This window comes from Chthonomonas sp. (assembly GCA_016788115.1).
Lineage (GTDB): Bacteria > Armatimonadota > Fimbriimonadia > Fimbriimonadales > Fimbriimonadaceae > UBA2391.
Map to the genome: position 1 here is coordinate 117449 of JAEURR010000007.1, position 13517 is coordinate 130965.

Genomic DNA, 13517 nt, shown 5'->3' on the forward strand with positions numbered 1-13517 from the left:
GGAGTGTACCGGCCAGGCAACGAAAAGCCCCTCCCCGCCTATCAAGCGGAGAGGGGCATAACCGACGGTTTATGCTTTGCGACGACGTCGCGCGAGCAGCAAGAGGCCTGCGCCGATGGCGGCGAGGCTTCCGGGCTCGGGCACCGCGTAGGCGTACCCGCTGCACGAGCTGAACACTGCATTCGGGTTCGTCAGAGGCCTAATCGTCACTTCGATCTCCGACCCGAGATAGTAGCTACCTGCGCCAGAGGCAAGCACGGAGTTGCCCAGACCGCCGAACAACGACAACGAATCGCCGTTGGCGATCGTGTAGGTGCGGCAGATGAAGGTCGATTGCGTGCCGGAGGCCGCGTGCGAGAGGTTCATCGCAGGGTTCGAACCCAACCGAACACTCGCTGAGGTGCTGGATGCCGTCGGGCTAAAGCCGGACGTGAAGCTCTTCAGCGTCAAGCAAATCTGCCAATCGAGTGGCGCACCAAACGCAATCGACGGGGTCCAGAATTCGATCTGGTCCTTGAATCCCAGGTTGTAACCGGGGTTGGTACCGGCCGGTGGTTGTGTGGTCGAGCCGACGGTACCAGAACCTTCGATCGCGGCGTAGGTGGTCAGGCGCATCGCGCCGTACTGAGCGTAGCCGGAAGTGTTGATGTACGCCGAACCGACGCTCGTCGGGATATCGGTCGTGTTATCGTACAGAAAATCCGCCGCGTCCGGCAGGATGTTGCTGTCCATAGGATTGCTGCTGCTCGAGTTCGAAACGTTTCCGAAAGTCGTACCGACACCACGCACCCAGCAATTTGGATCGCTCGCTTGCGCCAGCGCCGAAAATGCAAAAACAACTGCCCCTAGGGCAGTCAAACGAAAAGTTGACATGTCCTCTGTCCTCCGCATCTGATTCTATCCGCGACGCGGCACGGTTAGGCCGGTGTCTTTGCTGGGTTTGCGTGCGAGATTGTCACATTGTCCGTAGTTTCGTGCTCAGTTTTTGCGGTTCGATCACACGAGTCCAATGATTTGATCGTCGATGACGTCGATTCCAAAGGCGGCGGGCTCTTTCCCGAGCCCCGGCATAAGCATGATTTCGCCCGCGAGTGCGGTGATGTAGCCCGCACCAGCTAGGGGCCGAAGCTCTCGGATCGTCACCTCGAAATCGGTCGGCGTGTGTCCCTTCGCGGCGTCGTCAGCGAAGCTGTACTGAGTCTTGGCCACGCAAGGCGATAGGTGCCCCATTCCATGCTTCTCGGCCCAGACCAACCGGCGGCGTGCTCCATCGAGAAGCCGGATTCCAATGGCACCGTAAACCTCGGAAGCAATGAGATGAAGCTTTCGGGCGATGGAGTCGGTGGGCCGATAAAGCGGTTCGAATGTTGACGGCTGATTGGCGACGCGGTTGACCACTTTTGCGAGTTGCCGACATCCCTCCCCACCACCACCCCAGGGGTTTGCACTTGCACAGCCGACGTCCATCGCGCGACACGCCTCATGAATCACGCGGTGATCGTGCTCTTCGTCGTCCTCAAATCGGTTGATCGCCACGACGACAGGCGCGCCGTATTTCTTGAGGTGCGATGCGTGCTGCTCCAGGTTCCGGAGGCCAGGGCCGAGCTCGCCGCCCCCATGGTGACGAAGCGCCCGGACAGTCGCGACGAGGACCACCGCCTCTGGGGCCTTCCCGATCTGCGGCACAACCAGATTCATGAACTTCTCCGCTCCGAGATCGCTCGCGAAGCCTGCCTCGGTGACCGTGAACTCGGCGAGGCCAAGGCTGCACTGGGTCGCGAGTACTGAGGAACAGCCGTGGGCGATATTTGCAAACGGCCCGCCATGGACGAATGCCAGACCACCTTCGAGGGTCTGGACCAAGTTGGGACGGATCGCCTCACGGAGCAGTGCGGCCATCGCTCCGACCACCCCAAGCGCGCCGGCACGAACGGGGGCCGCCTGATCATCTTGCCCGACGACAATCTGTGCAAGCCGGGCTTTCAAGTCTTCCATTCCCGTGGTCATGCACAGGATCGCCATGATCTCGCTCGCAGCACAGACGACAAAGCCATCCTCCCGCGAATAACCGTTGGTTGAGCCGCCGAGCCCGATGACAATCTCTCGAAGCGCCCGGTCGTTCATGTCGATCGTTCGCGGCCAGGTAATTCTACGGGCATCGAGGCGACAGCGGTTACCATGGTGCAGGTGCGCGTCTATTGCTGCGGCAAGGAGGTTGTGCGCGCTTGAGACCGCAGGGAAATCTCCGGTGAAGAACAAGTTGATGTCTTCCATCGGCAGCACCTGGCTGTACCCGCCTCCGCATGCGCCGCCCTTGTTGCCGAAGATTGGACCGAGAGAGGGTTCGCGCACGCAGGGGATCGCAGTGTGCCCGATCTTACACAGCCCCTGAGCGAGGCCAATCGTGGTGGTCGTCTTCCCTTCCCCCGCAGGAGTCGGCGTAATGGCAGAGACCAACACCAGCTTCCCCTTTTTGCCCGTCACAAGTCTGCGGATTCCATCGCGCGAGAGCTTCGCCTTGGCCCGCCCCAGCGGTTCGAACTCATCGTCCGCGAGGTGGTAGCCCGTTGCCAGCGCCTGGATGTCCTGTAACTTGGCGGCTTGGGCGATATAGAGATTGGTCTCGGTCGGCATGAGTACAGTTTTCCTCATGCGCAGAATCTTCGCTGGCGAGTTCGCGGCGGTATCCTTACTTCGCGATGAACGATCCGAACGACCAACCTATGGAGCCGAAGAAGTCTGATCAGCCGATTGATCTGGATAGCGGTGGGATTGAGATCAACGGCGCTCCGGACCCGGTAGTGGCAAAGCCCGATTCGACCGGCAACCCCGATATCGTCATCAAGACAGAAGACGAAGGCTCGGGCTACTTTGACCTTACCGAGCTTTTCAACACTCCAAGCGAGCCAGCGATTGCACACACGATGCCGCAGGCCACCCCGGCCCCCAAGCCAGCTGTTCCTGCAGTGGGTGGATTTGGGGACCTGGAAATCGTGAAAGATCCCCCAAAGGGTTCCGACGACTTCGAGATTCGATCCGCGAACAAGATGTCGGACGCGGGTTGGAAGACGAAGAAAGCGCAACCCTCGACCGGGAAGATTTTGTCCATTTCGCTGTTGACACTGATCGCGGTCGCTGTGCTACTTTGGGTCTTGATCGGTCTTAATCGGACCCAAGGCGAGCCGACGGAAGCGCCGCCGTCCGAGGCCCCGATCATCGCTCAGCCTGCACCCGCAGCTGGCGCAACCACCACCCCACAGACTCCTACGACTCCGGTTCCGACCACGCCTCGCGGCCCATCGGAGCAGCCTGGCGACACGTCGAACGAAGGGGAATAAGTCCAGACATAACCATGCCCCGGCTACCACGTGGGAGCCGGGGCATGTGGAAGTGACTTAGCTGCAGCCGCTGGTCGCGCCGCAGGTGTTGCACTTCAGACACACGCCATTGCGGACGAGCGTGAACGCCCCGCAATCCGAGCACGGGTCGCCTTCGTAACCCTTCAGCCGGGCTTCGCGTACCTTGGCGGTGAGTTCCCCACCGACAGTGACCGGCACAGCGGGGGCCGATTCCGGCGAGCGTTGAGCGGGGACGCCAATGCCGCCGAGCGGGTCGCCTTCCTTAGGGCCTTGGCCAAATCCGCGGGCAGTGTGGTCTTCGGTCGAGAGTCCTGGGATCGACCCCTGCACTTCGTCGCCATCCTCTTCCTCCTCGAATTCGAGGGTGCTGGAAGGTCGGTGCATCGCATCGCTGCGAAGGTCTTCCGGCTTGACTTGCACGAGGTCGGTGCGTCCCAGATAGGTCAGCGCGAGCTCGCGGAAGATGTAGTCGATGACCGATGTGGACATCTTGATGTTGTCGTGACCGTTGACGATGCCGTTTGGTTCGAACCGCGTGAAGACGAATGCTTCCACGAATTCCTCCAGCGGCACCCCGTACTGCAGACCCAGTGAGACAGCAATGGCGAAGCAGTTCATGAGCGAGCGGAACGCCGCCCCTTCGCGGTGCATGTCGATGAAGATCTCGCCGAGCGCTCCGTCCTCGTATTCGCCGGTGCGTAGATACACCTTGTGGCCCGCGACGCGTGCCTTCTGGGTGTAGCCCTTGCGCCGACCTGGCATCAAGCGCCGCTTAGCGATGTACCGGTAGACCAGTTTCTGAGCGATCTGCTCAACGGTCGCTTCGGAAGGCGCATCGCCGAGCGAAGCTTCAAGGATTGCCGCAGCCGCATCGTCCACCGCCGCGTTGAGCGGCTGGGACAACTTGGAGCCATCGCGATAGAGCGCGTTGGCCTTAAGTCCGAGCTGCCAGGAGAGCAAGTAGGCGTTGCTGACGTCTTCGATGTGGGCGTGGGAAGGTAGGTTGATCGTCTTGCTGATCGCGCCCGAAAGGAACGGCTGAGCCGCCGCCATCATGCGGATGTGCCCTTCGGCGAGGATGTATCGCTTGCCAGTCTTGCCGCACTTGTTGGCGCAGTCGAAGATTGCGTAGTGCTCAAGTTTCAGGTGCGGCGCACCCTCGATGGTCATCGTGCCGCAAACGTAGTCGTTGGCTTCGGCAATCTGAGCCTTGGTGAACCCCATCGCCTCCAGCATGCTGAAGTTCCAGTCATTGAGCTGCTCCTCGGTGAAGCCAAGGTACTCGCGGCAGAACTCTTCGCCCAGCACGAACTTGTTGAAAACGAACGGCAGTTCGAAGGCGTTCTCAATGCTCGACTCAATCTTTGCGATGATCTCGCTGGTGAAACCACGAGCGCGTAGCTCTTCGGGGTTGATATGAGGACAGCCGACGAGCGACTTGGAGCCCAAGCAGTAGCCGATGATGTCCTCGATCTGCTCTTGGCGATAACCCAGATGCTCGAGCGCTGGCGGCACCGATTGGTTGACGATCTTAAAGTAACCGCCACCGGATAGCTTTTTGAACTTGACCAAGGCAAAGTCGGGCTCGATGCCTGTTGTGTCGCAGTCCATGATCAGGCCGATCGTGCCGGTCGGGGCGAGAACGGTCACTTGAGCATTGCGATAGCCGTGGGCCTCGCCGAGCTTCTCGGCGCGATCCCATGCCTCTCGGGCGGCTTTGAGCAGACCGGTCGGGCACTCGTCCGAGTCGATCCCGACGGGGGCGACGTGGAGCGATTCGTACTGATCATTCCCGGCGTTGTACGCTGCACGACGATGGTTGCGCACAACCCGCAGCATGCTGTCCGAGTTGCGTGCGTAACCCGGGAATGGGCCAAGTTCACGTGCCATCTCCGCGCTCGTGGCGTAACTTTCGCCGCCGAGCACTGCGGTGAGAGCTCCCGCGATCGCGAAGCCCTGCGGGCTGTCGTATGGGATCGCCATCTGCATGAGCAGCGCACCCAGGTTTGCGTAACCCAGGCCGAGCGTCCGGAACTCATAGCTGAGCTTGGCGATTTCGTGGCTTGGGAACTGCGCCATGAGCACGCTGATCTCGAGCACCATGGTCCAGATGCGAATCGCGTGGCGATAGCCATCGATATCGAACTCATTCGTGGCGGGTTCGTAGAACTTGATCAGGTTGATGGACGCGAGGTTGCACGCCGTGTCATCGAGGAACATGTACTCGCTGCACGGGTTGCTGGCGTTGATCCGCCCATCGGCCGGGCACGTGTGCCAGTCGTTGATCGTTGTGTCGTACTGAAGGCCCGGATCGGCGCTCGCCCACGCGGCTTCGCAGATCTGCTCCCACAGGTCGCGAGCAGGCAACGTCTTGATCACTCGACCGTCGATGCGTGCCGTCAGATTGAAGTCTGCACCCTTGTTGACCGCAGTCAGGAAGTCGTGCGAGACCCGGACCGAGTTGTTCGAGTTCTGACCCGAAACGGTGACGTATGCCTCGCTCTCGTAGCCCGTGTCGAAGACGGGGAAATCGACCGACGTCACACCGTTCTCAGCAAGTTGGATGGCCCGCTGTATGTAGTTCGGGCTGATTGCCGCGGACTTGGCTTCCGCAACGGCGGTGTACAGTGCCTGGTTCTTGCGCGGGTTGAACTTGTCTGCCTCGGTCTCGGGCGAGGCCATGCCGGTGTGGCATGCGCGGATGATGGCGTTCAGATGCCGCTGATTCAGGGCCGTACCTGTCACCAGGGCTGCGACCTTCTGCTCTTCCTTGACCTTCCAATTGATGAAGTCTTCGATGTCTGGATGGTCGACGTCTAAGCAGACCATCTTGGCGGCGCGGCGTGTGGTGCCGCCGGACTTGATCGCTCCCGCCGAGCGATCGCCGACACGCAGGAAGCTCATCAGGCCGCTCGACTTGCCGCCGCCGGAGAGCTTCTCGTTCTCGGCGCGGATGCGCGAGAAGTTCGTCCCGACGCCCGAGCCGTACTTGAAGATGCGAGCTTCGCGGGTCCATAGATCCATGATGCCGCCTTCGTTGACGAGATCGTCCTTCACCGAGAGGATGAAGCATGCGTGGGGCTGTGGTCGTTCGTAGGCATTGACCGAGCGCTGCAATTCGCCACTCTTCGGATCAACGTAATAGTGTCCCTGTGCCGTGCCGGTGATTCCGTACGCGTAGTGCAGGCCGGTGTTGAACCACTGCGGGGAGTTCGGCGCAGCCATCTGGCGAGCCATCATATGGCAGAGCTCGTCGTAGAACGATTGCGCATCTTCGGCGGAGTCGAAGTAGCCGTGCGACTCACCCCATGTGCGCCAGCAACCTGCCAGTCGGTGGAAGACTTGCCGTGCGTCCGTCTCGTGATCGGAATTCGGGTCACCAAATTCGCTCAGGTGCTGTTCGGCATTCCAGGCGTCGGACAGTCCCGCCTTGCGGAAGTACTTCTGCGCGAGGATATCGGTGGCAACCTGACTCCACTGTGTCGGTACCATCACGTTCTCCATCGAGAAGACCGTGCTGCCATCGGGGTTCCGAATCTCGCTCTTGCGAGGCTCGAATTCGATGCCGGTGTAGGGACCTAATCCCGTCTGTGTAAAGTAGCGGCTGACCTTCATTGCGTGGACCTCACTCCGTTGATTGCGTGCATCATCCTGACATGACTAGTAGACATATTACTACGTTTTCCCTCGTTTGAATTCTCTTTTCTCTACCGACCTCTACTGTTTCTGGGTCGATTGAAGTCGCTTCTGATCGCGACGCAAGGCATCCACCACGGCATTAAATTGGCCCGCATCGGCAAATTCGCGGTAAACACTCGCGAAGCGCACATACGCGACACCATCCATATTCAGGAGCGCACTTTCCACCCGCTCTCCGATTTCTGTCGAATCGATTTCGGGCTCGCAAAGATCGAACAGTTCGCGCTCAATGCGCTCCGCTGCATCTCGAAGATCGTCGTGCCTCACGGGGCGCTTCCGACATGCGGTGACCATCCCCATGAGGACCTTGTCACGGCTGAACTCTTCACGTTCGCCGGAGCGCTTCACGACAAACAGTCGCGGCTTTTCCGGCTGCTCAAACGTCGTGAATCTTCGGCTGCATTGCAGACACTCACGTCTGCGGCGTATTGCCTCCTCCTCCCGGGAGGGGCGCGAATCGAGCACCTTTTGCTCTTGATAACCGCAGTACGGACACTTCATCGATTTCTCTGGAAACCACTATATCTTGTGGCTGATCCATGATGCACCACAACAGGTGGTATCGTCAACCCCTTTCTGCCCCCCATTTTTCCCACGGCTTTTTCGCCATTTTCCACCGCGTTATTCACAGCTGTTCCCCGAGATCATCAGGACAGTCAAAAGATCAATGACAAAAAAGTGTTGGTTCGGCGGGAGATTGCGGAACAACTGTACTGGCACTTAGCGGGGGAGCTAGAGTGCTCAGTGACGACATGATTGGGGATCACAAGCGGGGTGCATGCGGCACGGTGAAGCAAAGTCTTTCACCGTTCTGGCTTGCTATTGCCCTCAATGCCGTGCTCTTCGTCTCTTGCTTCTGGTCGCCGTTTGAGCTGACGACTACAGAAACCGTTTCGACGGTGATCGATATTCTCATCGGCCTCGCGGTCATCGGCGGTTTTCTGAAAGCAGCGCTGCGCAACCGCTACGCCATCCCGGCACCGGCCCGGTGGCTGCTGGTCGCGGTGGGATTATTCGCGCTCGGCAACATCTACTTCCTGGCCTACCAGCTGAAGTACGGCAGGGAGCCCGTGATCAGCTTTGCTGACATGGCATTCCTTACCTACTACATCGCAGTAGCCTGGGCGGTCTGCACTTTGCCACAGGTGCGCACAGGCGGTACCCAGCGGATCAAGCTTCTGCTGGACTCGATGCTTTGCATCCTGTCGCTGGCGATGTTCTCCTGGTTCTTCAGCATCCAGCCCATTCTTGGGATCGCGACGGGTTCCTGGCTTGAACAAACAGTTTTGGTCGCCTACCCCATCGGCGACCTAGTTCTCGTCTCGTCGCTGATCTTGCTGAGCATCCAGACGGCTTCCGGCATGGTACGCGCAGTACGATGGCCGCTGGTGGTGGGCGGGATCGGATTCTTCGTCGCTGACTACTGGTTTGCGCAAGAGAGCCTTGCGCCCGGATACAACCGCCCGCTCGTCGCCAACATGGGGTGGACATTGGCGTATGTTGCCTACGGCATTGCTGCTTACCGTGCGGTGCTGTTCGAAAACCGCGCCGAGGTAACTTCCAAGGCGTCGAAGCGACTCGAAGTGTCTCCGATGCACTTTTGGTATGCCTTTGTCCCCGCCGCCGTCGGTTGGGGCGTCTACACGTTCATGGCACGCTATGGCACTGCTGAGGGGCGTAGTGCTCTCGGCATCACGGTGTGCCTCCTCGTGCTCGGAATCGTTCGCTTGATCATTGCCGTGCGAGAAGTGAAGGAGCTCAATCGCGGGTTGCACAGCGCATTGACTCAGCTTTCGCAGAACGAAGACCGGATGCGCGTGGTCAACGAAGAACTCGAAGGACGCAATACCGAACTCGAAATGATGCAGAGCAGCTTGGAGGCTTCGGTGGTGGAGCTTGAGATCCAGCGCAATCAAGCGCAGTCCAACGAACAGCGCGCGCGCGACGCGAACGAGGAGTTGCGCGGAATGCAGCTGGAGATGGTGGAGCAACTGCGGCGATTGGAGATCGCGAACGAGGCGCTTGAGAACATGCGCGAGCAGATCGAGAGCACCAACGAGGCGCTCGCCGCAGCAAACCAAATGCTGCTGGAGACCTCGCAGCGCGATGGACTCACGGGGCTTCCCAATCACCGGCGGCTGTACGAGCAGTTGGAGGATGACCTGGATGAGAGCCATTCCACCGGGAGGCCCCTGTCATTCCTGCTTCTTGACGTGGATCACTTCAAGTCGTACAACGACATCTTCGGGCACTTGGCGGGAGACGAGGCCCTGCGCATGGTGGCATCGGTACTGCGGGACAACGTTCGCGCGACCGACGTGGTTGCACGCTATGGTGGCGAGGAGTTTGCCGTCATTCTCCGCAATTCGACCCTCGACGGTGCGATCGAAGCTGCCGAGCGACTGCGCAGTGTGATTGAGGAGACCAAGTTCCCGCACCGTAAGGTCACCATGAGCATCGGCGTCGTCGAGGCGTCCCAGGACATCATGCATGCCTCGACGCTGATTGACCTGGCAGACCAGGCCCTCTACGCCGCGAAGCACTCGGGCCGCAACCGCGTGCACGTCTTTGGTGCTCCGCTCGACGCAGACGAGCGAGCTGCCTAGCTCAGGCGCAGACCAAGCTCAGCCCACTGCTGCGGGTCGATGGTGCTGGGTGCATCCATGAATGGATCGTAACCGCCTCCCACCTTCGGGAACGCGATGACCTCGCGGATGTTCTCCTCATCGAGCAGGAACATGATCATGCGATCAATTCCCGGCGCGATACCGCCGTGCGGGGGCGCACCGTACTGGAACGCCTCAAGGATGTGCCCAAATCGCTCTTGCTGTCGCTCTGCATCAATCCCAAGGAGTTCGAAAATGCGCGCTTGGACATCGGGGCGGTGGATTCGGATCGAGCCGCTGGCCCACTCCGTTCCGTTGCACACGACGTCGTAGCAGTCGGCACGGATGCGACCGGGATCGGAGTCCAAGTACTGCATGTCTTCGGGCTTGGGTGAGGTGAATGGATGGTGCGTACTGTCCCAGCGGTTGGCGTCGGGATTCCACTCCACAAGCGGAAAATCGAGTACGAAGCTGAATACCAACTTGCGCTTATCGCGCAGACCCGCACGCTCGGCAATCTCGACTCGCAGGCGGTACAGGACGTTGTTTCCCGCCGAGTATTCGTCGGCAATGAAGCAGAGCAAATCGCCGGGCTCGGCGGCGGCGGCATCCAGGATCGCGTCCTGCTCTTCCCCGCTCAGGAACTTGGCGCAACCGCCTCGGACGAAGCGACCCTTGGGGGTCGTCAGGACGTTCTCGCCATCGTTGGCATCCCGCGCGACCGCGAAGTTCGCCATCCCCTTTGCGCCGTACTCCTTGGCGAAGTCTTCCAGTGCCGAGATCTCTTTGCGGCTGAGGACACTGCCGCCCGGGAACCGGACGCCTCGTACCTTGCCGCCCACTTCAACCGCGCCCGCGAAGACACCAAATCCCGATGCAGCGACGATCCCGGAGACATCAAAAAGCTCCAGTCCGAACCGAACGTCCGGCTTGTCGCAGCCATATCGTTGCATGGACTCGTCATAGGTCAGGCGAATGAATGGCTGGACCGGATCCTTCGGTAGGTCAAACTCCTGGATGATCGAGTTGATTACCTCTAGCGTCATCCCCTCAATCAGTTGGAGAACGTCTTCCTGGGTACAGAACGACATCTCAAGATCGAGCTGAGTAAATTCGGGTTGGCGGTCCGACCGCTGGGATTCGTCGCGGAAGCACTTGGCGATTTGGTAGTACCGCTCCATGCCAGCAACCATGAGAATCTGCTTATACTGCTGCGGGCTCTGAGGCAGAGCGTAGAACTTGCCTGGCTCAAGTCGATAGGGCACGAGATAGTCGCGCGCACCTTCTGGCGTTGACTTGGTGAAGATGGGCGTTTCGATCTCGGTGAAGTCACGCGCATCAAGGTAGGCACGCATCTTGCGAACAGCAGCGGCGCGCAAGACCAACTTTAGCGCCATCGATGGTCGGCGCAAGTCGAGGTAGCGATACTTCACTCGAAGCTCCTCGTTTACGTTGCGCATCTGATCTTCGTCGCTCACCGGGAACGGCAGCGGCTTGGCGGGGCCGAGTATGTCGTAAGAGTCGACGATCACTTCGACTTCTCCGGTGGTCATTTTGGGGTTCTTGGTCGCTTCGTCCCGCGAGCGCACAGTGCCACGTATCGCCAGACACGTCTCGTTGCGGAGTTCGCGTACGTCGAACTTGTCGGGGTTGAAGACGAGCTGGACGATGCCGGAGCGGTCACGCAGATCCACAAATGTAACGCCACCAAGATCGCGCACTTTGTGCGCCCAGCCGTTAAGAACGATCTCGTGACCGACATGGGTGGGTCGGATGTCGCCGCAGGAATGGGTACGTTGCGTGAAGCTCATCGGGCTCCGTAGGATACCCGAATGAGCTTCAATTGAACCTAAACGGTCGGTGCAGCCTTAGAACGGAAACACAAACTTGACCGCCACGCGATTGCGCCACTTGGCAGCATTTGGATCTCCCAGGATGACGAACGTCTCCATACCTGTCGAGCCTGAGTTTCGGTAGGCGACATAGAAGTTGGACTCGCCAGCCCGACGCACCCAACGACCGGAGATGGTCTGAGTTCGGCTGAGTTCGAACGCCATCGACCCGACCCATTGGGCGATCCGCACCGAATCCTCGCGACGATCGTACTGGACCGCACCGCGGAGTTTCGACGCGAGCTTGTGGACGATGTTGAACCCCTGATTCCGAGTTTTCACTCCTCCGCGTTCGCCTCTGCTCACGTAGATACCGCCCGTGCGATCAGGGTTGTTCACGTTGAGCTGCATGCTGAGCGAGACGTTCCGTTCCTCCTCGTCGCGGAAGCGGGTGAGGTCAAAGCCGGTGTTGAAGCCGATATTGGCCCAAGTGCGGATGAAGTTGCCGACACTGATCGACCGCTCGGAATTCTTGCCAGAAAACGTGTCTTGCAGAGAGGCGAACACATTGATGTTCAGTGCCCGAATCGGGCCCGAACGGTAGTCGGAACCGTACTCGGTGAAGCTGTATACACCCCGCCGGTCTGTAATCCCGGGCAGTCCGAGCGTCGGACGGAAGTTCTGGGGCACCGCCACGTAGCGAAACTCGCTGTAGACCTTCCCGTCGCCGTAGGACAATTGGCCCGATCCTGCTTGGGCCTTGGCCTTGGGATTGTCCACCATCGCGAGATCGAAACTCGTTCCCCAAAACCCCTTCTCGATGTTCGCGGAGGTTCCGATCGTGCGGCTCGCGGTGCCATTCTCGTCGCGCTGGGTGGCATAGACGTTCGCGTTACTTCGGGCGTCGATCTCGTAGCGGACATTCGCGACCGAATCGATGCGGTCGCTGTCGCGTGCTACAAGCGCACCAGCTTGGATTCGTTTCGATAGGCTGCCGAACCACTTGGCACCCTGATCGAACTGCTGTATCCTGCGCGAGTAGAAGGCTCGCCCGATACTGAAATCACCCGTCGTCCGGAAGAAGTCCGCGCCCTCATTGAAGAATGGACGGGACTCACCAAGAAACTCTTCGGAACGCGTGAACCCGATGGTACTCACCTGTGACTCGATGTTCTTAAAGTCAGGATTGATACTGAGGAGCGCGGTGCGATCTCCATCCATCTTTGCGCGAACGTCCAGCCCGGACCGCATAGTCCAGTTGTCTTTCTCGTGAGAGTCAAACTCAGGGGAGGCATAGGCAAGTCCTTCGATTACCTTACGAGTTTGCTTCGGAATACGAACATCAACCCAGCGACCGGTGTACTCTTCCAGTTCGCGCAGCGTGATGTCGGCCCATCGGCTGAGTACATCGGGGCGCGCCTGGTATCGCGAGAAGTTGATCATCGGCGTAATCTGGGATTGGGCAGGCAGGTCCAAAACCTTCCAAGGAATGCGCATTTCTGCCGACCAACCTGTTGCGGTGCGCTTGGCCGCACCTTTCCACAGTCCGCGCCACTCCTGTTTGGCGGCGCGACCGCCCGCGATCGTCTCGGCCGTGACCCCTGCCGGATTGATCCGGAACGTGGAGAGCCACATGCCACGCCCGCGAGCGTACGGGTCAATGGAGAACGAGACGACGTCCTCGTTGCGGATACCCGCCCCCTGCTGGAAAGTCCTCACCGTGAGATTCTCCGGCTGTGAGTCGGTGATTCGGAAAGCCACGTAGATCGCTTGGTCGTCGCTCGCAACGGAGACCACCGTCTGGTCTGCTGCGGGTTGCGAAGTTACGGGGTCGATGAAGCCGGTCCCTTGCGGTACCCCGGCCCATTCGGCATCGGTGACGTCACCATCAATGGTCGGTGGGGTCTGGATTTGAAACCATGCCATTGTGGGGGGCGTGGGTTGCGCGAGAGCGCACGACGAGAAGCAAACAAGCGGAGCCAATAGTCCGCGGCGAAAATGCATGCCCCAGGATACGCAAA

At 59.7% G+C, this 13517-nt stretch carries 8 protein-coding genes; 2 read left to right on the forward strand and 6 right to left on the reverse strand.

Annotation, left to right across the window (positions count from 1 at the left end; genetic code table 11):
* Window positions 1-69: 69 nt before the first annotated feature.
* Window positions 70-873 carry a PEP-CTERM sorting domain-containing protein gene (locus tag JNM85_08075; protein MBL8088008.1) on the reverse strand — a complete coding sequence of 268 codons (804 nt, stop codon included), beginning with the start codon at window positions 871-873 and terminating at the stop codon, window positions 70-72.
* A 123-nt stretch (window positions 874-996) separates the two neighbouring features.
* Window positions 997-2652, reverse strand: a complete 1656-nt coding sequence (locus tag JNM85_08080) for a formate--tetrahydrofolate ligase (protein ID MBL8088009.1) — start codon at window positions 2650-2652, stop codon at window positions 997-999.
* Window positions 2653-2699: 47 nt separating this feature from the next.
* Between JNM85_08080 and JNM85_08085 the strand changes: the two genes are divergently transcribed.
* Window positions 2700-3338 carry a hypothetical protein gene (locus tag JNM85_08085; GenBank protein MBL8088010.1) on the forward strand — a complete coding sequence of 213 codons (639 nt, stop codon included), beginning with the start codon at window positions 2700-2702 and terminating at the stop codon, window positions 3336-3338.
* Window positions 3339-3395: 57 nt separating this feature from the next.
* Here JNM85_08085 and JNM85_08090 read toward each other — a convergent pair whose 3' ends face one another.
* Complete coding sequence (locus tag JNM85_08090; protein ID MBL8088011.1) at window positions 3396-6974, reverse strand: vitamin B12-dependent ribonucleotide reductase; 3579 nt, start codon at window positions 6972-6974, stop codon at window positions 3396-3398.
* Window positions 6975-7076: 102 nt separating this feature from the next.
* Window positions 7077-7559 (reverse strand): transcriptional repressor NrdR, encoded by a 483-nt coding sequence (nrdR, locus tag JNM85_08095; protein MBL8088012.1) that lies wholly within the window; start codon window positions 7557-7559, stop codon window positions 7077-7079.
* A 251-nt stretch (window positions 7560-7810) separates the two neighbouring features.
* Between nrdR and JNM85_08100 the strand changes: the two genes are divergently transcribed.
* Window positions 7811-9664, forward strand: coding sequence for a diguanylate cyclase (locus tag JNM85_08100; protein ID MBL8088013.1), 1854 nt, complete (start codon window positions 7811-7813; stop codon window positions 9662-9664).
* Here JNM85_08100 and aspS read toward each other — a convergent pair.
* Together aspS and JNM85_08110 are read right to left on the reverse strand one after the other, a co-directional pair.
* On the reverse strand, window positions 9661-11475 hold the full coding sequence (gene aspS, locus JNM85_08105; GenBank protein ID MBL8088014.1) for an aspartate--tRNA ligase: 1815 nt from the start codon (window positions 11473-11475) through the stop codon (window positions 9661-9663). The genes JNM85_08100 and aspS overlap by 4 nt on opposite strands.
* A gap of 57 nt (window positions 11476-11532) precedes the next feature.
* Entirely contained in the window at window positions 11533-13422 is a 1890-nt protein-coding gene (locus tag JNM85_08110; GenBank protein ID MBL8088015.1) for a hypothetical protein, read from the reverse strand.
* Window positions 13423-13517: the final 95 nt, after the last annotated feature.